Below are 25,162 nucleotides of genomic sequence, written 5' to 3'. Positions count from 1 at the left end.
AAAAAAACAAGTAGGGGATAGAGATAGAAGGTCTTAACTTCCATCACTCAAACTTCCTTTTTTAAGCGGGATTTGTTTTTGGGTGTATTAATGAGAGGGGAATGTGGATAACAGAAAATCTTTTGAGACTGTTGCAAAAGTCTGAAATAATAAATCTGATGACTGCAGGTCCTGGTTTTATTTGTCAATTATATGACTTCGATTCCGGTGAATTTATGAAAGAATTTGTATTTCACGCCTGTTCTTGGGGATCCCACACCTCGAGATAAAAAGCGGAGCCATCCCACACCCCGAAGGAGAAGTAAGATAACCAATCACCCAAAATAACGACCCGTTTGTCATTTTTGATGGCAAGATCCATCATAATGTGCCTGTGACCGTAGATAAAGAAATCTATATCAGGGTGTTGTAAACTGTATTCTTTGGAAAACTTTACCAGCCACTCATCTTCCACATTGAAGTACTCATTGCGATAAGCGTGAGGAATCTTGCCCTCTGTCTCCTGCTTGAGACCTTTTTTCCTGCTACGTAATGACCAGTTCATGGCGAACCCCACCGTCCATCTCGGATGAATGGCTCCGTACAGCTTGATGAGTAGGGGCGATCGGAATGCATGATAAAGAAAATTGTAACTTTTCTTTAGTGGACAATATTCGGAGTCGCCATGAGATAGTCTAAATCTTTTGCCCAGAAGATCGGTAATAATGGGGCGATGGTGTATGGTAGCTCCTATCTCTTGTCCAAGGTAATCGGTGAACCATATATCATGATTGCCTGCAAAAAAATGTATCTCTACACCCATATCACTTAACTCCGCCAGCTTACCCAGAAAACGCACATGCCCTCGGGGAACTACCGTTTTGTACTCGAACCAGTAATCAAACATGTCTCCCAAAAGATACAGTGCGATGGCTTCGTATTTGATACTATCGAGCCAAGCGGTGAGTTTTCGCTCGACTGCAAGAGCATCCTGATGATAGTATGAGCCTAAATGGGCATCGCTGGTAAAGAATATCTTTGTTCTTGCCGGAGGAGTGAGTGTTGGTTCCATATACATGCTTGGAATATGTTTGTACAGATCAAAAAGAGCTAGGGGGCATTTACATAAATCCGAGCTCTAATAAAGCCTCTTCGCTCATCATATCTTTATTCCACTCAGGCTCAAAAGTGAGATTAATCATAACGCCTTTGACTCCTTTTATACTCTCTACTTTCATTTTTACATCTTCTATGATAAAGTCTGCCGCCGGGCAATTGGGCGCTGTAAGTGTCATGGTGATGGTGACGAAGTTCTGGTCATCAACATCTACATTATAAATAAGCCCAAGATCATATATATTTACCGGAATTTCGGGGTCGTACACCGTTTTTAGCATCATTACGATGTTTTCTTCCAGTTGCATAAATTCATTTTCCATAATTATTGAGTTTGCGAATTTAGACGAAAATACGAAAAAACACTCAGATTACACTTCATCCTTTTCATTACCCATTTCAAGCCATAGATAAGAATGATATAAAAAAGAGATTCGATAGAATGTATCTATTGATATTGCTGTGCTTATTAGTCAATTCATTATTTGTCACATTGCACCTTATAACGTAAATTTGCTTCTTGTAAAAACATGGAAAAATATAGGACGTATATGTCGAAACATTGTAAGATAGCCCTTGTGCTTACCTTGGCGGTAAGTATGCTGGCAGTAAGTTGCGGTACTCGCAAAAGCGCATTGAAAGAGCAAGTGGAATATCTTCCTGCCAAACGAGAATTTCGAGGAGCTTGGGTCCCTACCATCCACCGCAATGAGTACAGCAGACTTACAGCTGATCAGGCACGAAATCTTCTATTGGCAAGGATATCCGATCTTCGCCGTGCGGGCTGTAATGCCGTAATCTTCCAAATACGTCCCGAAGCCGATGCTTGGTATGATTCACCTTATGAGCCATGGAGTAGATTCCTTACCGGAGTGCAAGGACAAGCGCCCAATCCTGCATGGGATCCTCTCGCTTTTGTAATAGAAGAGTGCCATAAAAGGGGAATGGAAGTACATGCCTGGATCAATCCTTACAGGGCATCCGCAAATCTGTCTAATAAATTGAGCCTAAAACATCCTTACCACGTGCACCCCGAGTGGTTTGTCACGTATAATAACCAACTTTTTTTCGATCCCGGCATCCCGGCATGCAGGGGCTACATCTGTAATATTGTCAAGGATGTGGTGTCTCGATACGATGTGGATGCTATACATATGGACGATTATTTTTATCCATATCCTGTAGCGGGAGAGCCTTTCCCTGATCAAACAAGTTTTGCCACCTATGGTATTCCTGAGGGATATACTCCTGCCAACAAAGCCGACTGGCGCAGGAAAAATGTAAACATGCTGATCAAGGAAATCAAGTCAACCATTTTGGAGACCAAGCCATGGGTGAGATTTGGCATAAGCCCTTTCGGGATATATCGTAACAAAAGGAACTGGGCCAAAGGAAGTAATACCAACGGATTACAAAACTATGATGACTTGTATGCCGATGTAATGGAATGGGAAAAGCGCGGTTGGATAGACTATGTATTGCCACAATTGTATTGGAACATTGGTAATAAAGCAGCAGATTATCAAGAATTATCGCAATGGTGGAGCAAAAGCATGACTAGCAAGTCGCATCTCTATTTCGGACAGCATATCCGAAGAACGATGGATGGGCGTCAAATGGCTCCTAAAATGTTGCTCGCCCGTAGATTCTCGCAGGGTAATGCTTGGTGGCCTGCCGAAGACATCTGGAGCAATTACAAGGGGTTTGCTGATACGCTGACACGAAAATACCAAAAACACCCTGCACTTTTGCCGGAATATAGCCATATGTACCAAGGTATCCCGGATGCGGTGCCTTCATTACATGCCGAGTGGGTACCTGATGGTTTTGTACTGATGTGGGAGGATGTACGGGATCAGAGTCGTGCCGATCCTACCAAACCTTATTACTATGCTGTATATGCTTTCCCCAAAGGTGTCAAAGTCGATATTGATGATCCTCGAGCCTTGGTAAGCATATCCAATACGCCTTATTACAAGCTACCGTTTCGTGACGGTAAATTTAAGTTCACATATGTCGTTACCACTATCGATAGGTTTTGGAACGAGAGCAAAGCCAAGAAGATAACGGTAAAGCTATAGTAGAGGTCAAGAAGATTCGCCGCACTTTATCATACAAAAACACCAATCCTTGCATATGTTTACGATATATGCAAGGATTGGTATTTATGAAGCAAAGGAAATATCGGGACTCAATTTATACCACTCTGCTTATGGGGCGGTCTTCTTGTAAGAAGCCCAGTACATTATCCACAAGCTCGTGTATCATGGATAAGCGTGCATCATATGTTTGAGTGCCTACGTGCGGAGTCATACACACATTTTCCAATTCATAGAGCTGAGGCGAGGGGATATCTTTATTCTCAAAAACATCTAGTCCTGCGGCTCGTATAGTGCCACTTTGAAGTGCTTTGACCAAAGCCGCTTCGTCTACCACAGCTCCCCGAGATGTATTGATAAATATAGCCCCGTCCTTCATCATGCCGAACTCTTTTTCTCCGAACAGATGGTGAGACGAAGCGCTGTAAGGTGTATGTACAGAAATAACATCGCATCGTTTCAGTATTTCTTCCAAAGAAGCGTAGGTAAGCTCCTTCTCTTTTTCAGTAGCTTCGTCCAGCCTATTACGTTTGTTGTATAGGACCTTCATCCCAAAGGCTCTACATCGTCGGGCTACGGCTTCTCCGATATTGCCATACCCCACAATGCCTATTGTCTTGCCATAGAGATCACAGCCCAATCTGTCCAGACGCGTGATCTTGAGGTTATCTCTCTCTTGTCTCATGAGTCGGTCCAATTCTACCGTTTTTCTCGAGCAACTCATCATCAATGCCATAGCAAGCTCTGCTGTAGGTTCCACCACTGATTTGGGCGTGTTAGTAACAACGATGCCTTTTTCACGAGCGAAATCAATATCTATATTATTGTAGCCTACTGCATAGTTGGAGATCAGTTTTAGGTTGTTCCCTTTTGCTATGAGGTCTTTAGTTATAGGGATGTCAAATACGGAGCATAGTACATCATAGTCAGCTACCATGTCCATGAGTTCGTCTGCTGTAAAGTCTCTGCCTTCCGGCGCGAAAGTGACTTGGTGTTTCTCTTTCAATTCTTCAAAACCCTCTTTGAGGGTATTGAACGCTATTAATATCTTTGCCATACGTGTATCTTTAAGAGTTATGCTATCTTCTATGTGTTTATCCCAAAGATAGCAAAACCTTTCCCAAGTATATATTTTTTAGTCGATAGATTGTGCATGCTGAGGCTATATTCGCTTTCTACTTAACATCTTCTTATATCCTTATTCTATCTTTATCTGTAGAGCTCCGAGGAGATATTGATCTCTGGATGTCTTACTTAATATCCTTATGCGTAATGAAAACGATATCGATGGCGAAAGCTACAAATTACGGTAAATGATTATCTTTGTTAATATCGCGGTAGCGCACACACTTTTATAATTATGTTTTATATATGAAAACAAATAGTAAAATATTCTATTCTATCAGCGAAGTCGCGGCTATGTTTCAATTGGAGCAGTCGACCCTGCGATATTGGGAGAAGGAGTTTCCTTTATTGCGTCCCAACACTACCAATAAAGGCACCAGAAAGTACACTCATAAGGATATTGAGAATATCCGTACGGTGCAGCACTTGCTCAAGGTCAAGGGTATGAAAATAGATGCTGCGCGTAAGACATTGTCTATGAATTATGATGATGCTGCGCGTAAAGTAGAACTCATCAGTCGTATGAAAAGTATAAGGAATGAACTCGTCAGTTTAAAAAAGGCTCTAGATGTAATAGAGCCTGAAGCTCAGCCGGCGCAAGAATGCATGACTGCCGGATAATTGTATGGACTATATGCTGTGTAGCATAATATACTCTTCCTAAAAATGATTATTTATGATATTATCAGACAAACTCTCACATATCACACTCAAAGAATATCACAGACTGTCGGATACAGAGAAAGATTACGCTATAAATCAATTGGTACATCCCGTATATCACCAAAGTTTTCCCGAACACGAACGAAGGCCCTGGACTGATTTTACAGTGTTGCTTGATACCGAACCTGATTTTACTCTCTTTATCGTTTATGCCACAGAGACTGAAGCTCCGGTGGGTTTTGTTACTCGTTGGAATATTGACAACTGGGTATACATTGAGCATTTTGCCATTGATCATAGCCATCGTAACAAAGGGTTTGGCGCCATGGTGATCAATGCTGTAAAGTCTTTAGCTCCATCCAGCCCTTTGGTTTTGGAAGCAGAGCCTCATGACGGACTTATGGCCAGCCGTCGTATCCGCTTCTATGAGCGTTTGGGTTTCCAGCAGATGCCTTTCGATTATTTTCAGCCTCCTTATCGCCCCACAGCCAAGTCTGTTCCATTGGTGCTGATGGCTACAGTGCCGGCAGATAGAGCCGAAATATCTCGTATTGCTGATCTCATACACCACAAAGTTTATCGATTTCATTGATTTTATTTGATGTGAATGAACATTCATATGGGGTATTTGTTCCATCTATACAATTAATCACTTATATATATTGTATTGCTATATGAATAATTTTAAATTCAGAAATCCTACCGAATTGATCTTTGGCAAAGGTATGGTGTCCGAGCTTTCCAAACGGGTACCACAGTCTGTCCCTGTACTGATTACCTTTGGCGGCGGTAGTGTAAAGAAAAATGGAGTTTATGATGCTGTAAAAGAAGCATTGAAAGACCACAATACCATAGAATTTTGGGGTATTGAGGCCAATCCTAAAGTAGAGACTCTCAGAAAAGCTATTGAACTGGGGCGTGAGCACAATGTGGGTTTTATCTTGGCTGTGGGAGGCGGATCGGTTATCGATGGCAGTAAACTTATAGCAGGAGCTATACTCTCTGATATGGATGCTTGGGATTTGGTAAAGTCACATAAGATCCGAAATAAAACCATACCGTTGGGTACAGTACTTACTATACCCGCTACAGGATCGGAGATGAACAACGGAGGCGTAATCTCGTGCCTTGCCACCAAGGAGAAGTTTGCTTTTGCCGGAGAGTTCCCCGTATTCTCCATTCTTGATCCGGAGTACACTTATTCTCTTCCTGAGTATCAAGTCTCATGCGGTATAGCAGATACCTTTGTACATACATTGGAGCAGTATCTCACGGTTACCGGACAGAGCCGTCTGATGGATAGATGGGCTGAAAGCCTTATGCTTACCCTCACAGAAATAGCTCCTATTATACGTCAGGATCCTCAGAACTATGATGCTCGTGCCGAAATGATGTTGTGTTCTACCATGGCTCTCAATGGCTTTATTGCTATGGGGGTATCGCAGGACTGGGCTACACATGGCATCGGACATGAACTTACAGCCCTCACCGGCATTACTCACGGACACACGCTTTCTATCGTTATGCCGGGTACTATGCGAGTGCTTGGGTATGGACAGAAAAGAGGAAAGATGTTGCAGTATGCCGAGCGTGTGTGGGGCATCACTGAAGGTGAAGAGGACGACCGTATAACCCAAGCCATAGAGAAGACAGAAGATTTCTTCCGTTCTCTCGGGCTCAAGACTCGTCTTGAAGAGATGGAAGTAAGCCATGATGTTATCTTGGAAATAGAAAAACGTTTTGCTGAACGTGGAGTCAAGATGGGCGAAAACATGAATATCGAGTCGAGCATCTCTCGCCAGATATTGGAGAGTGTGTACCCGCGCAAAGCCTAACAAGCTTCGCTGTAGCATACACACCCCGTTGATATATTAAACGTGTAAAAGCCCTGCCCGGATCTTCCCGGCAGGGCATTTCTTTATCTATCAGTCAAGGTGGATGTCAAAGAAATGTCTTTAATATCTCACCCATTTTATTGTTAGTTCTTCTCTGCGATAAGGGCTGTGGCATAGCACGCCATTCCTTCCATACGCCCTGTAAACCCGAGGCGCTCTGTCGTTGTAGCTTTGAGTGAGATACGATCTTGAGGCAAGTTCATCACCTCAGCCAGTATTTTACGCATCTGTGGGATATGAGGGTTAAGCTTGGGCTTTTCCGCAGCTATGGTAGCATCTATATTACCTATCTCAAATCCTTTATCCATAAGCAGGTTTACCACATGTTCCAGCAGCACCTTGCTGTCTATACCTTTATATTTCATATCCGTGGGTGGAAAATGCACTCCTATATCTCCCAATGCTGCTGCACCCAACAAGGCATCACAAATAGCGTGTATTACCACGTCGGCATCAGAGTGCCCTTCGAGTCCTTTATCATGATCTATCTTTATTCCCCCCAACCACAGAGGATAGCCCGCTTCGAGACGGTGTACGTCGTAGCCAAATCCGGTTCTATATGGAATCATCAGCGAAATAAGTTTTTGAGTTCAGGAATATTTAGCCCTACAGTCAGTCGGAATGTCTGATCCAGAGGATTGCTTTGCACAGTAGATATCAGGTAAGATACATCTACTCTGAATACCTTGTGTTTGAAGCCCGCACCCAAGGTCATGAATTGGAGATTACCCTTGTCAGGGTGCATGAAGTGATAGCCTGCTCTTCCGAAAAACTGATTGTTGAAACCATATTCCGTACCTATAGACCAACTAATCTCTTTCATCTCTTCCGCAAAACCTTTGGGTGCATCTCCGAATGATTTGAATATACCACCTATAGAAGAAGTATTGAAGTAGTTTTCTCTTTTCTTATCCTTATCCACATCTTTGGGGTCATACAAGGGGGGGGTAGGTACCAAAAGTTTGTTAAACTCCGTGTGGATTGCCAGGGTATTCATCTGATCGAATGCGATGGATATCCCTGTGCCTATGCCCAGATTGGAGGGGATGAAGTTATTGTTTGGGCCGGAATCTCCGTAGTTTACCTTGGTCCCTATATTTTTTACATTGAACCCTGCTGACCATACTACATCTTTATGGAAGATACTATAAGTCTTATTGAAGAATCCGGATATATCCATGGCAAAAGCATGACCTGACCCGTTCCCCTCTTTCAAATCTTGATTGGAGTGGATATATCGCATGCCCAATGCCATTGAGAAGTAAGGACTCAGTTTGCGTGAGTATGCAAAGTCTATTGCCATTTCATTGGGATGAGCCACACCCAGCGACTGTCCCATATCATCCCACTGATCCACCTTGCCCATATCGAAGAAACGAAGTGAAGCACTGATGGCCTGATTGTCCTTGGTGCCTATCTTATAATGCCCTCCTATCTCATACAAGGCTATATCATTGACAAGCTTGGACAACCACGGAGTATAAGAGAAGTTGAAAGATGCCTTACTGTCCATAAAAGCATATTTGGATGCATTCCAATATTGAGAGTATTCGTCTGGAGAGGTTGATGTTCCTTGATCACCCAAACCCGCTGCCCGCGCATCCGGAGTAATGTTGATCGATGGTACACCTGTCAGGATAGGATTGAAGTTCTGAGCCAAGACGTCGATGCTTCCCGCGGTCAAAGCTAATGTTACTCCCAGTCCCATGGACAAAACTATTCTTTTTATATTCATTATCAGGGTGTGTTTTTGAAAATTATGGTCTAAAGGTATAAAAGAAAGAGTAAAGAATAAACATTACTGTGTCGGAGGTTACCCGTAATCTTTTATTTGATGTCTATTTCCAGCAATTTTTGATCTCTGATGAACCCTTCAAGTCTCTGGCCTATCTGTACGGGTCCCACTCCGGCAGGCGTACCGGTGAATATGATGTCCCCTATCTTGAGTGTGTAGAACATGCTTGCATAGGCTATGATATGATCTATTGTATGCAACATCTGTGAGGTATTGCCTTGTTGCACCGTGTGGCCGTCTATACACAAAGAGAAGTCTATATCCTGCACGCCTCTATCCCCAAGGCTCTCTACGGATATAAAGTTGCCCAATGCGGCACATCCGTCAAAAGCTTTGGCGTTGGACCACGGAAGGCCTTTTGCCACCGCATCCTTCTGGAGATCGCGTGCTGTGAAGTCAACGCCTATGCTTACTTCGCTGTAATATCTGTGAGCGAAACGCTCTGCGATATATTTGCCCGTACGGTTGATCTTTACTATGATCTCGGCCTCGTAGTCGATACGCTTGCTGAAGTCAGGGATAAAAAACGGGAATCCCTGCCTTACCGGAGCATCGCCTTTGAGAAAAAGTACCGGCTCTTTAGCTGCCATAGCAACGTCTCCGCCCATCAACTTATGTCCTACGATGGGTGCTATCTCTTCCGTATGTTTGGGATAGTTCATCCCTACGGCAATCATTTTCATTCAGCTTACGGGTATAATTTCGATGATTATCCGTTACTCTTCATTCTGTTGAACATTACAGCCAGATGAGCATACATAGAAGTATTCTGTACCACTACACCTTCAGGCACGCTGATACGAAAAGGTGTAAAATTCCAGATAGCTCTGAAACCATAATCGATAATTTTGTTGGTAACATCCTGAGCCGATTGTATGGGCACCGTGAGGATAGCGATGTTTACAACGGATAAATCTATTTTGGAGCTGAGTTCATCCATATGATATATGGGTGTTCCTTCCAGAGTTTTGCCTATCAATTCGGATTTGACATCAAAGCCGGCCACTATTTCCAGGCCGAACTGTCTGAGTCCGTGATCCGATAGTAGTGCTGCTCCCAGACTACCCACCCCAAAGATTACCGCTTTGTGCGTGGTGGTAAATCCGAGAAAATCATCCAGTACGGCTATCATCTCATTGATTTTATAGCCCACACGTGTTCTTCCCTGTAGGTCTACATATGACAAATCTTTTGCCACAAGAGATGAATCCACACCAACGCCTCTCGCGATCTGAGTAGATGATACTTGCTCCTGCCCTTCGGCTTGGAGAAATTTTACGTACGATAGATACCATGGAAGGCGTCTTAGTGAAGGCTCGGGTATAAAAAGGCCTTCGTTTGATTTGGAGTTGCTTAGTGTATTGCCTGACATGTTCAATAATTTTGCTTTTACAAAGATAAAAGAATTGTTTCTTTAATCGAATTTTGTACGTACCTAATTATAAATGAAGGTGTGATTTTTTTGAATTAGCGATGTGCAATGACATTACCGTCAAGTATATATTCGTATTGATGCGCCAATAGGTACTCCAATGCTTGAGCTACTTGCGGAGCCGGGTAGTCGAGTTTTCGGCACAATTCCTTTATCTCAAAGGTCTCTCCCGCCTCTCTGATATTGTTTTTTATGAAATCTTTTACATCATTCACCACATAGTTGGGTATTCCCGCAGGAGAGCGTTTGAGGCATACATCGCACATACCGCAACTTTTGTCCGATCTTTCTCCGAAATAGTTGAGTAGCAATTTACTGCGACAGATATTGTCTTCGGTGATAAATCCCAGTACACTACCTATTCTGTTAGCCATGCGTTCCTTGCGGTCTTCGTACGCAGTGCGGGGTATATACAGGTACTGCGTATCTTCACGTCTGATCTTGAAATACAGGCGAGGTATCTTTTTCTTGGGGATGTAATGTACAATATCTCTATTGCTCAGGTAGGAGAGTAACTCATACACCTCTTGTGCCGATATAGCCGTTTTTACAGCCAGCACTTTCTCATCGATAAACACATAGTCCGTGAATATTCCCGGATAGGTGCGCAGTACACTCCTCATCAAGGCATCATATTCGTGACTTTTGAGGCGGTACAGTTCATCCCTCGTCACCGTGATCCTGAGGCGCGAGCGGCTCTCATCGTCATTGTAAGTCCAGAAGTTGGCAGCCTCCATTATCTTGATGGCAGAGAGCGTATGCACCGGGTGCATCCTGAAGCGACGCATAAATAGCTCCAAGTCGAAGTCATAGTTGTGTCCCAATCCTTCTCCCTCACCGATGCGTAGGAAGTTGCACACCGAGTCAAAGACTTTGAATATATACTCTTTGGGCGGGAATTCGTCCGATAGTCGCCTCTTGAGTTTTGTGTCGTCTCCCTTCTCTACCAATGCCACCGCATAGGACTTTTGCCCGTCACGTCCTGCACGTCCTGCTTCCTGGAAATATTCTTCTAAGGAAGTAGGCATCATCAGGTGGATCACCAGCCTTACATCAGGCTTGTCTATACCCATACCGAAGGCATTGGTGGCTACCATGACCCGTACCTCGCCTTTCATCCATCGGTTTTGGCGCATTTCCTTCTCAATATGTGTGAGCCCGGCGTGGAAGTAATTGGAGGATACTCCGTTTTCGTTGAGGTATTTGGATATCTCACGGGTAAGTTTCCTATTACGGCAGTAAATGATAGCTGCTCCGGGTACCTTGCTCAAGATATGAAGCATCATCTTTTCTTTGCCAGAGCATTTGCGTATGGAATACGAAATGTTGGATCGGAAGAAACTCTTGGATACAATCTTGTAGCCCGGTCTGAAACCCAAGTGCATGATGATGTCGTCAATTACTTTGGGGGTTGCTGTAGCCGTAAGAGCCAATACGGGCGCATGGGGGAGTTGCTCCCTCACTTCGGCGATACTCAGATAAGACGGGCGAAAGTCATAGCCCCACTGGCAGATGCAATGGCATTCGTCCACAACAATCATACTGATGTTGAGCGCTTCTATGCGAGACAAAAACAGAGGAGAAGTGAGCCTTTCCGGGGAGATATAGAGAAACTTGTACCTGCCGTAAATACAATTGTCCATTGCCGTCACTATCTTGTCACGGTACATGCCCGAGTGTATTGCCGTGGCCTTGATACCCTTGTCTATCAGGTGATCTACTTGATCTTTCATCAGCGATATCAAGGGCGTTATCACCAGGCACAGCCCTTCACGCATCAACGCCGGGACTTGAAACGTAATACTCTTGCCCCCTCCCGTGGGCATGAGCCCCAGTGTATCATTGCCGTCGAGTGCGCTCTGTATGATGTCCTCCTGTTTGGGTCTGAAGGTATCGTAACCCCAGTATTTTTTGAGTATCTCCGGGGCTGAGAGTGAGTGATCTGATTGTATTTCATCCCCCGCAGTAGTTTCATAGCCATGAAGCTCCTCTTCCAATGGCGGTAACCACTCGAAGTCGGGTTCAGCATGATTGTCTTCGGGCATTTCTTCCTGAAGGTCATGCTTATCAAATTCCTCGATCATTTCGTCCTCTTGCTGCATGGAATGAAGTTATGTGATGCGATAGTTACCGCTTTTCGTCAGTAATAAGACCATACGAATTTAATAAAAAAGAGGAACACGCATCGCCATGATACCTCGTTCCTCTCCGATATGTGCCTTGTGGCGCATGGCCTTTGGGCGTTGTACTCTGGGGCTATGGCTCCTCTTCGATCCTGATATCCTTCACCAGAAGTTGCAGGAAGGTATTGGTGCTGTAATTATTCTCCTCTATGGTGTAGCAAATGCTGAATGGCTTTTGCATCTTGATGTCACGGGTGTATTTGGCTTGTTGGAAGGCAATACCGTTGATGGGCTTTATTTGCCTGAATCTGTCCGTAATATCCAGCTTGAGATGCTCAGCATGCTTACCTACCGCTTTGGATCCTCCCGCATCACGTACATAGCGTGATACGAATACGGGCTTCTCATTGCCGGCTCCGAAGGGTGCCATGGACTTGAGCTCGTGCATCAGCTTGAGAGAAACATCTTCTATGGGGATTTCCGCATCCACCTCGATCTGTGGGATCAGGGTCTCCGGCACTACCGTCTCATGCGCATAAGCTTGTATCATGTTGGTAAATGCTTCTAAGCTGTCCTCCTTGATAGTAAGTCCTGCAGCGTAAGTATGCCCTCCAAAGTTGACGAGAAATTCTTTGCAATGCTCTATGGCTTTGTAAACGTCAAAGCCTCCCAGTGAGCGAGCCGACCCTGAGATGTAATTGCCGTTTTTGGTAAGTACTATAGTGGGACGTGAATATTTCTCCGTAATGCGTGATGCTACAATGCCTATCACACCTTTGTGCCATTCCGGCTGATACAGCACCAGTAACTTCTGGTCGTGCATGTCCGGGCTTTCCTTCATGAGCGTAAGTGCCTGCCCGGTAGTTTCCTTGTCCAGCTCGCGGCGCTGCATGTTGTACTCGTTTATATTGGCACTCTTTTTCTTGGCAGACTCCTGATCTTTGGCCAGGAGGAGGTCTACAGACTCTTTGCCGTTCATCATGCGTCCTGATGCATTGATGCGAGGCCCTATCTTGAATACGATGCTGCTCATATCTATAGGCTTGCCCTCGAGCCCTGCCGTCCTGATGATACCTTTGAGCCCGAGCGAGGGGTTCTGATTGAGTTGTTTGATGCCGAAATAAGCAAGTATGCGATTTTCGCCTACGATAGGCACAATATCCGCCGCTATGCTCACTGCCAGCAGGTCGAGATGCCTATACAGCCTTTTCTCATCGAAGCCGTTGCTGCGAGCAAAAGCCTGCATGAGTTTGAAGCCCACGCCACAGCCTGAGAGATGCTCAAAGGGGTACGTGTTGTCCGGCCTCTTGGCGTCCAGTACAGCTACTGCAGGTGGGAGTATGTCGTCGGGGTTATGATGGTCGCATACGATAAAGTCGATACCCAGGCTTTTGGCATAAGCTATCTTTTCCACGGCCTTGATGCCGCAGTCTAGTACTATAATGAGCTTGGCGCCCCAAGCGTGTGCGTAGTCGATGCCCTGCTTGCTGATGCCGTAGCCCTCATCGTCTCGGTTAGGGATGTAATAGTTGAGTTCGGAGGCCGAGCACACTGTACTCCTCAGGTACTTGTATACCAGAGTTACAGCGGTAGTGCCGTCCACGTCATAGTCTCCATAGACCATGATCTTTTCCTTATTGCCTACTGCTTTGTTCAATCGTGCCACCGCCTTGTCCATATCCTTCATGAGGAAAGGGTCGTGAAGGTCTTTGAGACTGGGGTGAAAAAACTTTTCCGCTTCTTCTTCAGTGGTAATCCCGCGATGAACAAGTAACCGCCCTACGAGGGGGGTCATCTGCAGTTTTTGGGCCAAAGTATTGCCCTGCGCAATCTCCGTTTCTGAAAACTGTGCTACGTTCCACTTTTTTATCATTACAATTCTTCATTTTTTGCTTGTTTTGGAAAAGCTCCGCATTTGAGTTCCTTTTGTTTTCCCGCCCGTAATCTTGTCTCTCACTATGCTCCGCCATCGCAGATGCTCTATCAAAATTTGGAATAAATGTACAGATGCTTTAAAATAATTATAGGTTGTGTAAAGTTAACAAATTCTCAACATTAATGTTTATCCGTTTTGCAAAAAAGGAGGGGCTGTGATCGATTATTTTTTTTCGTGTCAAGCCCTTTAATTCCTAAGCAGTTGTAGAGCTTGGCGAATAATATGCTATACGCTCATATTGTCTCCGAATCATCAGGTGACAGGTGGTTTATGGTGGGGGATAGTGGTGCGAGCTTGTATATCTGTTTGATTTTGACATTTTGTCAAATCGGCTCTCGCATCCCCGCCATCGTCGGTTGGTGGATAAGTTTTTATGCATCTGCAAACTAAACGATTTGAATAATTGTGATCACGACTTCAAATTTATGGTTTTGTAGTTATGTCATTGGGCTTATTTGTACAAAGTCTAAATAAGAAGTAGCTTTTTGTAAGGCTAAAAGCTGCCTAAGTGAGGTGCTAAATAAATAGGGTGGTGGTATTGTGAGTTGTAAATAAATATTTGCTGAATATTGCCCGGTTATATTGCGATTCTTTATGGATATATCCCTACACGGGGTGATAATGGAGTTGTACGCAATTTTATTATGATAAGTCTGTCGTCCGTGTACATCGGATTGTTGTCCGTATAGGATAAGTCGATTGCCCGTATACGATAGGTCTATTGTCCGTATAGGATAGATCTGTTGCCCGTATATGATGAGTTTGCCACTCTTGTATATGAGGGGCTTCATCTATGAGATTGAATTGGAGAGGGATCAAAAGGGTGGTGTAATCCTGAGGTAGAAGATGCGGCAGGTATCAGATGTGTAGTGTAGGGAAGCTATGGCCATGCACGGCTCTGCTATAGCGTATTGGTGTGCTTTGGCATACAGACTGGATAACTGTGGACTATGCTGAGCTTAAAACCCACTGCATATTCAGGAAATAGTATTCCTCTATATCTCGGTTACTTTCGGATGTGTTGCAGATAATTGTGTTCATGTTGCGGGGAGTATGAAATAATATTGAGGTTGATTTGATCAGTGTTTCGGAGGCGTAGCGGTAAATAAATTGTTCCATTACAAAGATACAACAAGCCCCCCCTGATGTCAATACCCCCAAATTTTGGTTGCAGAGGGAGTATGGTTCGTTTCATGCACGCCTTGTTTTTACTTACGTTTTGATACATTATAATGGGATTGTTGCTATAAAGAGCAGGTTGGTTGTAACACTTTGTATTGTGGTGATCTTATGAAGTGAGCGGATACAGCTCCTTGAATTTTTAGTTGGCTAATAATTTGTATTTCAGTAAAATTGTATTAATTTTGTGCCCGATCTACCTCCGTTTCGGCGGGCGTAGTATTATTGTTTAACAATTAGAGTTCATAAAAATGTACTTAGACTCAGCAAAAAAAGCCGAACTTTTTGAAAAGTATGGCAAATCAGCTACCAACACAGGTAGCGCAGAGAGCCAGATCGCACTCTTTACCTTCCGTATCTCACACCTTACTTCTCACTTGCAGAAGAATCGTAAGGATTTCAGCACAGAGCGTGCTCTGAAAATGTTGGTAGGTAAGCGTCGTCGCATGTTGGATTATCTTATCAAGACTGACATCGAGCGTTACCGCGCGATCATCAAAGAACTTGGAATTCGTCGTTAAGAATGTGATATGTCCTCTTTAGTTTAGAGGCATAAATATTATACGACTATCTCAAAGCGCTTCGTTTGTATAAAACGAGGCGCTTTTTTTATTACAAACAACTCTTTGTCCTTGTGAGTGTAAGACGATAAAGAGTAAGCTGGCATAGCTTAAATCATTGAATGGCTGAATGACTTTATAGATTGGGTCTATTATGAAATATGGCATAAACCCTTTCATAATATAATTTCTTATTATATATTTGTGCACATAAACGGTTCATTTGTGCATGTGCACTAAATGCTTTGAATATAAAAAAACCAGAACCTACTGTTTATTTTATTTGCGTTCATCAGAAGGTGATTTGTCATTTAGATGACGCAATACCGTTCTATTGCATCAAGCCCTTATTGGGTATCATTGCATCTTTGTCAGTGATGATAGGATTTTGGAATTGTTTTTGGCGCTAAAAACATTCGTCTATTCGGTCATTTATTGTCAGGAAAACTTTAACCACAACTTAGTATGTTTAGTCTTATTGTGTTTTTATTCGGAGTCATTTCTTTATAAATGATTCTTTTTACAAAAGCTTCATTCCCAAATGTTTTTGTTGTATCAAAATTGTCTATTGAATGCACGAGATACCTTCGTGTAGCAGCCCTTTTTACTACTTCTCCAAAAACATCACTGCATAGGGATACTGGAAATAGAGCAAATACTTGTCATCGCTCCTATTAAAGTGAAGCTTATATTATTATTCATTAATATATTCAAAATTATGAACAAAAAAAACAAATTATCATTGACAGCCGTAGTCACTTTATTTCTACTGACTCTGAGCTCTTGTAGTAAAGATATATCTGATAGGGTCTCTATCCCTGACCCCAAATACTATGAATCTGTAGAAGTTCTTGCCCTTAGCGGAAATGCTAATGAATGGGTGACAGGTAATCAAATGAGTACAAAAGGAAAGTCTTATGATGAGATGGTGTCTATGCTGGACAGTGTAAACCTTGTGTTTTCAGACATTGACAAATCCACTCCGGCTGACGATGTAAAGCTTTTGAAGAAAGCCTATAAAGATCAAAGAGGTTTACTTCTTGACGTCAAAGGTGTGGAAGGGCAGAAAAAGATGAAGCAAATAGCCGGGATCAATATGGGTGATGGTTTGTATTTCTTTCGTCATGATGAGGATGGCGTTTATCAAGGAAGCATTTATCAGCCACAAGATGTTACCCCGTCTTTCGATACTCTTCTGAAAAGAAAGCCGGAAGTAAAAGAGAGTTATGACTCCTATACAGAAGCATGTACCAACATGCTTGATACAGCAAAATATGTAGGATTTACTGAAGACCATTTCAATAAGCTTAAGACCGATTATTCAAAAGATAAATGGGCTGAGATTAAAAAGACTTTGATTGAGAATCTGGGAGAAGACAATGTGATGTATGCCGATGAAAACAATATTGATGGAATCGATATGGACATGGCTATGAAAGATCAGATTACCAAAGATCTTAAGAAGAGCAAGACTGTAGCTCACATTGGGCTTAGATCAACTGCGGCTAACAATAAACTCAAAGCTCCTACAATGAAGTTTGTGGCATTCTGCTATATTACTGACAAAGACGAAGTGATTAAAGGCACACCCAAGAAAGCCGATATGCCTCATATCCGTTTTATAGTACAGGTAAATTGGGTGGCTCGTCTATACAAATTGCAGAAATATGGCAACGATAACATTATAGAATTCTTCAATGAAGGCCCTGGTACTCTAACCAATATGAAACAAGAGTTTTATGGAAACTGGTTTAGCTGGGTAAACAATACGGTACACAACGTCCCTTCCAACATTATATATTACATCGAGCCTATAGAGCCCTTGGGAAATCTTCAGATCAAGCTTTCATCTTTTGCCCCTAAAACAGTTCCCCATACAACAAAGACTGTAACGGACAAAACGAACTTTAGTCTCACAGTAGCACAATCAGGACCAAGCGGAACTTTGAGCGTCGGTAGAGAAGTTACTTATACTCAAGACAAGGCAGAGACAAATACCAATGTAGACCCTATAACAAATGGTATTACTTGGGAGCATACGTATACTACCTTTGATACTTTCAACAAAGTCCCTTCACGTGAGTACTCGTTCTTCAAAAGCTTACATATTGGTTCTGTGATAGGATTCAAGTACAACGATATGAAGCCTATTAAAGACCTTCCTGAGCAGTACAGAAAGCACTGGACATTGGAGCACTCTGCTGTATATGAGGTTTCAAAGAATGTAAATAATGTGAAGTTCAAAACCGGGATCAAATTAGAAATTTCAAATATAACTATGCCTTATCGTGGTGTATTCTGGGATTTGATTGTAGCCGGATGGGCAAGACCGGAAGTAAAGACCAGCAAATTCGATATCAATACAGTGATGGATGTTGATTGGTCAGCATATCCTGATTTGAATTAATTCTTTTGTTGATGACTAGTCCCCTTATGTGGACTAGTCATTATTTTTAATAGCCCACAATCTATTCTATTTTTTCCATGTAAGCACTCTGACCCCACGCTTGCCTAAGGTGACATGACCATCGTGGCGAGTAATCTCTTTATGGGTCAATATGTCTTCGAAAGTATCTGTGCCTTGTAATACTTCGTTATATTCATTCAGTTTTATTTCTTTGCTAGAGTCTGTACCGTTTATTAGAATCAAAACACCGGCTGCGGGCGTAGTACGGGCATATACATATACTCCGTTTGATGGGACAAAGTGTGTCATCGCTCCCTTAGCAATTACTTCATTACCTCTGCGCCAGCGCAAAAGAGTGGAGAGGAAGTCCCAAAAGTGGTTTTGTAGCGGGCTTCTGCCGTGAGCGTCAAAGAAGTTTGCCTTATCACTGTGCCATCCGCCCGGCATATCTCGCCTGATGTTGCCATCGCCATGTTGCTTAGTCCCGTACATGAGAGTCTCTGTGCCATAGTACAGCTGGGGTATTCCTGGTATGGTGAGTATGATGGTGAGTGCCTGCTTGAGGGACGCCAGATCTTCTTCCGTAGTCGGTAATTGTTTGAGAAAGCGGTCGGTATCGTGGTTCTCAATAAAGCGGAGTACCTTCATCGGATCAGAGTAGAGATAGTCTTGTGCGAGGGAGTGATGCACAGATGCAAGTCCTCTAGAAGCAGTAGTAGCATCACGTGTAGCCGTGGGGAGAATACTCTGTAAATGGAAGTCCATAACGGAGGGGAGGCGGCTATCGCTGTGAGTATTGAGTCTCGATCCCGCTTGCCAGTAGGCACTACCCGAGGAGTCACTCTCCTAAGCTTCTCCTACGATGTTGAAGTGTGGATACTCGTGCATTACACGTCGGCACCACTCTGCCATCATGGGTGCGTAGGGGTAAGGATAGGTATCTTGCCTGATGCCGTCGATACCTGCGTATTCGATCCACCAAATTGAGTTTTGAATGAGATATGTTGCCAGATGTGGATTCTTCTGATTGAGATCGGGCATAGAAGGCACAAACCAACCGTCGGTAAACGCTGTGCTATCTCGCCTGCTGGTGTAGGGATCGTAATAGCAGGACTTCACATGATTGGTATTCACATAGCTATCGGAAGAGTTGATCCAGTCACGGAATGGTAGATTGGTTATCCACGGATGCAGTGCTCCACAGTGATTGAATACGGCATCCATGATTACTTTCATGCCACGCTGATGGGCTTGTTGTATCAGCTTGCAGTAGAGTTTGTTATCACCCAATCGGGGATCTATCCGATAATAATCAGTGATGGCGTAACCGTGATATGATCCTCTGCCCATATCGTTGGTCTGTACGGGAGTCAGCCACAAAGACGTTACTCCCAAGCTATCAAGATACCCCAGTCGGTGCATAATTCCCATGAGATCTCCCCCATGCCTGTCGCCTTGTGCTTTGCGATCGAGAATATCAGGGTGTTTGACTCTTTGGCTACGGTCATTAGTCCCGTCTCCATTGGCAAACCTATCGGGCATAATAAGGTAAACCACATCAGAGCTATCGAAGCCCTGAGCCCCGTGTGCGAGTTGTCTCTTTTTTAGCTCGTAGGGTAGCTCTATAGATTTGCCACGGGCTTTGGTCCTGAGGGAAATCGTAAACTTCCCCGCTTGTGCATGAGCGATATTGAGGTAGATGAAAAGGTAGTCCGACGTTTTATTATCGGGAGTGTATATGTGCTTCACTTCTCCTTGCTGCATATCGATGCTGAGACGTCCCGCGGAAGGATCGCCTGAGACAATGCTGTCGATAGTGATGTGTGGGGCGGAAATACTCACCAGCCTATCACCGATCTTATCGCCCCGTAGCATGAGCTGTAGTTGTGGATGTTTCATCCCTGCCCACCAGAAAGCAGGCTCTACCTGCACTTGTTGTTTTTGGGCGTACGTGTGTATATGGGGGATAGAAGTATCATGAGCAGAAAGGCTGTGCATAGCCCATGGCTCTTCCGGAATTTGTATTCGATGTTCATATTGCGATAGAAATAATTTGATTGCAGTAGAGCTGTCTTATGATGACTCTACCAAAAAACAATACCTTCAGCACCTTCCGATGGGGGATAGGGCTGAAGGTATGATGCGATCTATAGGGTTCTTGAGCGCCCTGACTATTTTTTCTTCTTACTGATATAGGGCTGGTAAGGGTCGGCAGACGGAGGCGGTACCTCTATACCCCAGTTTTTGTTGGGTTTAGGCCCCATTTTTAAGACCAATGAGCCTCCGCCCACGATGTCACTATGCTTGAGCCAGGGCTTGTTGAGCTTCTTGCCGTTGAGCTCAGCACTTTGGATGTATTTGTTTACCTCACTCACATTATCTGCTGTGATGACAAACTTACGTCCGCCGGGCTGTGTGATGGTTACTTCCGGGAAGAAAGGACTACCTATGTTGTATACAGGCATGCCCGGAGTCACGGGATAGATACCCATCATGGAGAAGACTACGAACGCACTCATGCCACCGCCGTCTTCGTCACCCGGCACTCCCATAAGATCATTACGGAACCACTCACCCACCAGTTTCCTGATCAGCTTTTGGGTGCGCCACGGCTGACCTGCGTAGTTGTACAGATAAGGGATGTGCAAGCTGGGCTCGTTGGCCATGGAGAATTGACCCACATTCCCTGTTTGGTCAGGCATCTGATAATAAAACTCAAACCGATTGCCATCGATCGGAGTGCGGAAGGTGGCGTCGAGGTTCTTGATAAATTGCTCTTTGCCCCCCATCAGATATATCAGATCGGCAGGGTTGTGCTGTACGTCCCAGCGATAAGTGTAGCCGTTATTCTCATCATAGTAGTCGCGTGCGCCTTGTCCGCCCGATAGCTTGTAGTCAAATGGCGTGATGAACTTTCCTTGGTTGTCTTTCGGGTGAAAGAAGCCTGTTTCATAATTGAAGAGATTCCTGTAATTATAAGACTTCGCAAGGAATTCTTTAGACTCCTCCGCTTTACCGGTAAAGTTAGCCAGTTGGCTCAGACACCAGTAGTCGTATGACGCTCCCAGAGTTACAGCAACACTTTGCCGACGTTCCCACTTGGACACTTTGGGCTCTGTCTCCCGCTCGCCGGGGTGCAGTGCCGGGTAGTAACCTTTGTCGTCCATAAACTTGTCTATCTCGACTTTGGGGAACTTCATCCAGGGGATAAATGTCTTCTCACTCATCACCTTCTTTGCGGCTTCGTAGCCCTCATTGAGGTTAAAGCCGTTGATCCCCTTGGCGTATGCATCTGCTATGATGGCTATGGCATGATTGCCGTTCATTCGGTGGCTATCGCCCGTCACTTCGGGAAACGTAGGCAGCCAGCCATCAGGGCTCTGCTTAGCCATGCGGATGTAGGATGAGATCATGTAAGCCTCCTTTTGCGGGTCAATGAGCATACGCAAGGGATGAGCTGCCCGATACGTATCCCATGCCCAGTCATCGGTATAGAAGGGTATCCCCTCGTCATTATGCACTTTGCCGTCGGATGCGCTGTAATAATGTCCGTCTTCGGAGATACAGATCATACGCTCAAATGTCCTGTACAAGCTTGTGTAGAAGACAGCCCGCTGATCCTCTGTCCCACCCTGAACCTTAATGCTGTTAAACGCCTTTATCCACTCGTTTTTACCTCTCTTCGCCACTACGTTTACTTCATATGACGCAATCTCACGCCTCAAGTTCTTACGTGCTTGTTCCACGCTGATAAATGATACGCCATAACGCATCTTCACAGCTTTGGTCTTTGATTTGTACCATGCCAATACCGTTTTCCCTGTAAGTACGCCGTGGTTTACATACGCCGAGTCGATACTTGTTACATCACCCGTAAGCAGTTTGCCGGTGAGAGAGTCACGCACACCCACGCCTTCAGGATCTTCGCTACTTTCCATATAGATGTACACCTTGGTGCTGTCTTGCAGAGTCTGGTAGCCGTAGAAGGTGTTGTCGTGCACTTTGAGTTGTCCGTTCGCAGTATTCAAGACAACGGCCGGATTCTTCTCATTGTTTTCAAAGCTGAACTCGTAAATGGCACTTTGGAACGATGGAGCATAGTCCACACTGATATTCTCTTCGTCCAGATCCACTTTATAGCGGTATGGTTTTACGTATTCGTTGTCGTAGGTGTAGTCTTTCACTTCGGGCAGTGAATCATTGAGCCCCGATATCGGAGATATGCGAAAGGCCGACGTACCTCTATGGCTGGTCACTATCGTGGGGAGTCCGTGTATAATCTGGGCAGTATAATCCGCACGCTCGGGGTACACTCTCATCATGCTGTTGGGGAGATGTACCGTCGGATACGTAGGGACCAACAAGTGACTGATATTGCCCATGTACGGATTGATACAATCCACAGGGTCTTGTACCGAAGTCAATGACATCGGTTTGTGGCAAGCAGTGAGCCCTATCGCTGTCACTATCGCAAGGGCTATCGTTTGTTTCTTCAGTCTCATTACTTCAGTCCGTTGTATTATCTTATTTCAGCTTTTCGTTTGTGAGAGAGTATGGTTTGTCTGTCTCTTCGATACCTCTTTCCTTATTCGGCTTAGAAGTCATTTTGAAGTTCAGCGTTGCACCACGGCGGAGTTCCTCGTGCGTGAGGTAATTACGGGTAACAGGACTACCATCTATATCCAATTGGTCGATGTACACATTACTTGATGAATTGTTCATAGCGTTGATCACGGTTTTGTTGCCGTTTTCGAAGTGCAATGATACTCTGGGGAAAAGCGGAGAGCCTATAACGTACTGATCTGTGCCGGGTGTTACGGGATAGAACCCGAGAGCTGAGAATACATACCAGGCAGAAGTCTGTCCGTTATCCTCATCGCCACAATACCCGTCAGGCTCAGGGGAGTACAACTTCGCCATTACTTCTCGTGCTCTTTGCTGTGCTTTCCATGGCTCTTTGGCATAGTTGTAAAGATAGATCAGGTGTTGGATAGGCTGATTGCCATGAGCATAATTACCCATATTGATCAGTAGCATCTCCCTGATCTCGTGGATCACAAAGCCGTAGTAGCTGTCGTCATACACGGGAGGGAGGTTAAACACGTTGTCCAGCATGTAAGTGAATGTATCCTCGTCGCCCATCAGATTGATGAGCCCCTGCACGTCGTGGAATACCGACCAGGAATAGTGCCATGCATTACCCTCTGTAAAAGCATCGCCCCACTTGAACGGGTTGTAAGGCTCCTGATAGCGCCCCTTGCGAGTGCGGCCCCGCATCAGATAGCTTGTGGGGTCATAGAGATTACGATAGTTTTGAGCTCTCCTGTAATAAGTCTCTTGTTCCGATTGCGGACGTCCCAGTTTCTGTAACAACTTGTATATGCACCAGTCGTCGTAGGCATATTCCAGCGTGCGTGCGGCACTTTCTTTGATATCCACATCACACGGCACATAGCCCAGTTTGTTGTAAAACTTGTATCCTTTGCGACCGGTAGATGAGATGGTAGGGTGCTCACTATTGGCTGTCTTGAGTATCCCCTCTATCAGCGTTTTGCTGTCTGCCACCTGTACCCCTTTGAGGTAAGCATCGGCAAGTACAGAGGCGGAGTTGTTACCCACCATACAATCACGGTGACCCGGGCTCGACCACTCGGGGAAGAATCCGCTTTCGCGGTAAACATTGAGTAATCCTTCCTGTATCTTTTTGTTTTCGTCGGGATAAAATAAGTTGAGCAGGGGGAATAGCGCTCTGAATGTATCCCAGAAACCCGTATCGGTGTACATATATCCCGGTAAAGTCTTGCCGTTGTACGGGCTGTAATGGATAGGCTTGTCCGCAGGATCCAATTCATAAAATCTTCTCGGGAAGAGCAGGCAGCGATAAAGATTGGAGTAGAAGGTACGCATCTCACGGGTAGATCCGCCCTCTACAATAATGCGTCCCAGCACTTCGTTCCAGCGATCACGCCCCTCTTTTCTCACCTGATCAAAGCTTTTGATGTCTACTTCTCTCAAGTTGGTTACAGCTTGCTCCGGGCTGATGAATGATGATGCCACCTTGGCCGTAACCAAGGGGTTCTTTTTCGTATCCAACCGCACTGCGAGCATAGTATGTTTGCCCGTTTTGGGGTCTTCCGTTACCTGTTTCTTTACCTCCAGAATAGGGCGATCCAGTGTGATAACGAAATTGCAACGGAAATTATCCGGCACACCTCCACTGTTTTTGGTGGAGTAGCCTGTGATCTTATTAGATCCTTGTGCTGCTTCTATGTCAGAGTCCGTGTCGAAGGCGTCAATAATGATCCACGCAGTCTTGAACCCTGCTTCCACCGACGAGGACGGATACTTGAGGCGGAATATGGCCGCCCTTTCCGAAGGTGTCATCTCAGCCGTGAGGTCATAGTCTGCCAGATAGACCTTGTAGTAATAAGGGGTGGCTATCTCTGTCTTGTGACTGAACCAAGATGCCCGCTTCTCCTCATCGAATACCACGGAGTCACCCACAAAAGGCATGATGGAGAACTGTCCGTAGTCGTTGATCCACGGACTGGGCTGGTGGGTCTGTTTGAATCCCCTGATCTTGTGTGCCGTGTAGGTGTACTGCCAGCCATCGCCCATCTTGCCCGTCTGGGGAGTCCAGCTATTCATCCCCCACGGGCGTGATATTACGGGGTAAGTGTTACCGTTGCTGAGTTCAAAACTGCTCAGCGTACCCACCAGCGGATTCACCAAATCCACAGGCATCAATCTGTCAGCTATCTCTTCCTGGGCACACATCCCCACCGGTATCAGAGCCATACTTATCGATAACATCAAACTCCTGATGCTGTTTATCATGCTTTTTCTCTTCATC

Annotated in this window: 19 protein-coding genes; 6 read left to right on the top strand and 13 right to left on the bottom strand. The window is 44.7% G+C overall.

Features of this window, described 5'->3' with window-relative positions:
• Nucleotides 1–232 precede the first annotated feature (232 nt).
• Nucleotides 233–1,051 carry a UDP-2,3-diacylglucosamine diphosphatase gene (locus tag VYJ22_RS00250; RefSeq protein WP_329904331.1) on the bottom strand — a complete coding sequence of 273 codons (819 nt, stop codon included), beginning with the start codon at nucleotides 1,049–1,051 and terminating at the stop codon, nucleotides 233–235.
• A 49-nt stretch (nucleotides 1,052–1,100) separates the two neighbouring features.
• On the bottom strand, nucleotides 1,101–1,418 hold the full coding sequence (locus VYJ22_RS00245; RefSeq protein ID WP_329904329.1) for a metal-sulfur cluster assembly factor: 318 nt from the start codon (nucleotides 1,416–1,418) through the stop codon (nucleotides 1,101–1,103).
• 228 nt (nucleotides 1,419–1,646) lie between these two features.
• On the opposite strand from VYJ22_RS00245, the gene VYJ22_RS00240 reads away from it, so the two are divergent.
• Nucleotides 1,647–3,176, top strand: a complete 1,530-nt coding sequence (locus VYJ22_RS00240) for a glycoside hydrolase family 10 protein (protein WP_329904328.1) — start codon at nucleotides 1,647–1,649, stop codon at nucleotides 3,174–3,176.
• A 115-nt stretch (nucleotides 3,177–3,291) separates the two neighbouring features.
• On the opposite strand, the gene VYJ22_RS00235 is transcribed toward VYJ22_RS00240, so the two are convergent.
• On the bottom strand, nucleotides 3,292–4,251 hold the full coding sequence (locus VYJ22_RS00235; protein WP_329904327.1) for an NAD(P)-dependent oxidoreductase: 960 nt from the start codon (nucleotides 4,249–4,251) through the stop codon (nucleotides 3,292–3,294).
• Between the two features lie 314 nt (nucleotides 4,252–4,565).
• On the opposite strand from VYJ22_RS00235, the gene VYJ22_RS00230 reads away from it, so the two are divergent.
• From VYJ22_RS00230 to VYJ22_RS00220, 3 genes are all read left to right on the top strand, one after another.
• Complete coding sequence (locus tag VYJ22_RS00230; RefSeq protein WP_329904325.1) at nucleotides 4,566–4,940, top strand: MerR family transcriptional regulator; 375 nt, start codon at nucleotides 4,566–4,568, stop codon at nucleotides 4,938–4,940.
• Nucleotides 4,941–4,995: 55 nt separating this feature from the next.
• On the top strand, nucleotides 4,996–5,574 hold the full coding sequence (locus tag VYJ22_RS00225) for a GNAT family N-acetyltransferase (protein WP_329904324.1): 579 nt from the start codon (nucleotides 4,996–4,998) through the stop codon (nucleotides 5,572–5,574).
• 82 nt (nucleotides 5,575–5,656) lie between these two features.
• On the top strand, nucleotides 5,657–6,817 hold the full coding sequence (locus VYJ22_RS00220; RefSeq protein WP_329904323.1) for an iron-containing alcohol dehydrogenase: 1,161 nt from the start codon (nucleotides 5,657–5,659) through the stop codon (nucleotides 6,815–6,817).
• Between the two features lie 143 nt (nucleotides 6,818–6,960).
• Here VYJ22_RS00220 and ispF read toward each other — a convergent pair whose 3' ends face one another.
• From ispF to recJ, 6 genes are all read right to left on the bottom strand, one after another.
• Nucleotides 6,961–7,443, bottom strand: coding sequence for a 2-C-methyl-D-erythritol 2,4-cyclodiphosphate synthase (gene ispF / locus VYJ22_RS00215; protein WP_329905622.1), 483 nt, complete (start codon nucleotides 7,441–7,443; stop codon nucleotides 6,961–6,963).
• A 2-nt stretch (nucleotides 7,444–7,445) separates the two neighbouring features.
• Nucleotides 7,446–8,612: a type IX secretion system outer membrane channel protein PorV gene (gene porV / locus VYJ22_RS00210; protein ID WP_329904321.1), complete on the bottom strand. Its 1,167-nt coding sequence runs from the start codon at nucleotides 8,610–8,612 to the stop codon at nucleotides 7,446–7,448.
• A gap of 92 nt (nucleotides 8,613–8,704) precedes the next feature.
• Nucleotides 8,705–9,355 (bottom strand): fumarylacetoacetate hydrolase family protein, encoded by a 651-nt coding sequence (locus VYJ22_RS00205; protein ID WP_329904320.1) that lies wholly within the window; start codon nucleotides 9,353–9,355, stop codon nucleotides 8,705–8,707.
• Between the two features lie 26 nt (nucleotides 9,356–9,381).
• Nucleotides 9,382–10,044 carry a redox-sensing transcriptional repressor Rex gene (locus VYJ22_RS00200; protein ID WP_329904319.1) on the bottom strand — a complete coding sequence of 221 codons (663 nt, stop codon included), beginning with the start codon at nucleotides 10,042–10,044 and terminating at the stop codon, nucleotides 9,382–9,384.
• Nucleotides 10,045–10,139: 95 nt separating this feature from the next.
• Complete coding sequence (locus VYJ22_RS00195) at nucleotides 10,140–12,188, bottom strand: RecQ family ATP-dependent DNA helicase (protein ID WP_329904318.1); 2,049 nt, start codon at nucleotides 12,186–12,188, stop codon at nucleotides 10,140–10,142.
• Between the two features lie 172 nt (nucleotides 12,189–12,360).
• Entirely contained in the window at nucleotides 12,361–14,100 is a 1,740-nt protein-coding gene (gene recJ, locus VYJ22_RS00190) for a single-stranded-DNA-specific exonuclease RecJ (RefSeq protein WP_329904316.1), read from the bottom strand.
• A gap of 1,493 nt (nucleotides 14,101–15,593) precedes the next feature.
• On the opposite strand from recJ, the gene rpsO reads away from it, so the two are divergent.
• Entirely contained in the window at nucleotides 15,594–15,863 is a 270-nt protein-coding gene (gene rpsO, locus VYJ22_RS00185; protein ID WP_329904315.1) for a 30S ribosomal protein S15, read from the top strand.
• A gap of 757 nt (nucleotides 15,864–16,620) precedes the next feature.
• Nucleotides 16,621–18,309 carry a hypothetical protein gene (locus VYJ22_RS00180; RefSeq protein ID WP_329904314.1) on the top strand — a complete coding sequence of 563 codons (1,689 nt, stop codon included), beginning with the start codon at nucleotides 16,621–16,623 and terminating at the stop codon, nucleotides 18,307–18,309.
• Nucleotides 18,310–18,375: 66 nt separating this feature from the next.
• Here VYJ22_RS00180 and VYJ22_RS11655 read toward each other — a convergent pair whose 3' ends face one another.
• The 4 genes from VYJ22_RS11655 to VYJ22_RS00160 all read right to left on the bottom strand — a co-directional run bounded on the left by VYJ22_RS11655 (nucleotide 18,376) and on the right by VYJ22_RS00160 (nucleotide 25,161).
• Nucleotides 18,376–19,074: a cyclomaltodextrinase C-terminal domain-containing protein gene (locus tag VYJ22_RS11655; protein WP_456238423.1), complete on the bottom strand. Its 699-nt coding sequence runs from the start codon at nucleotides 19,072–19,074 to the stop codon at nucleotides 18,376–18,378.
• Nucleotides 19,075–19,155: 81 nt separating this feature from the next.
• Nucleotides 19,156–20,307: an alpha-amylase family glycosyl hydrolase gene (locus tag VYJ22_RS00170; RefSeq protein WP_407989053.1), complete on the bottom strand. Its 1,152-nt coding sequence runs from the start codon at nucleotides 20,305–20,307 to the stop codon at nucleotides 19,156–19,158.
• Nucleotides 20,308–20,480: 173 nt separating this feature from the next.
• On the bottom strand, nucleotides 20,481–22,811 hold the full coding sequence (locus VYJ22_RS00165) for a GH92 family glycosyl hydrolase (protein ID WP_329904313.1): 2,331 nt from the start codon (nucleotides 22,809–22,811) through the stop codon (nucleotides 20,481–20,483).
• Nucleotides 22,812–22,833: 22 nt separating this feature from the next.
• Nucleotides 22,834–25,161 carry a GH92 family glycosyl hydrolase gene (locus tag VYJ22_RS00160; RefSeq protein ID WP_329904311.1) on the bottom strand — a complete coding sequence of 776 codons (2,328 nt, stop codon included), beginning with the start codon at nucleotides 25,159–25,161 and terminating at the stop codon, nucleotides 22,834–22,836.
• Nucleotide 25,162 lies beyond the last annotated feature (1 nt).

The sequence above is a fragment of the Porphyromonas pogonae genome (assembly GCF_036320655.1).
Lineage (GTDB): Bacteria > Bacteroidota > Bacteroidia > Bacteroidales > Porphyromonadaceae > Porphyromonas > Porphyromonas pogonae.
This window is presented reverse-complemented; position numbering and strand designations above follow the sequence as displayed.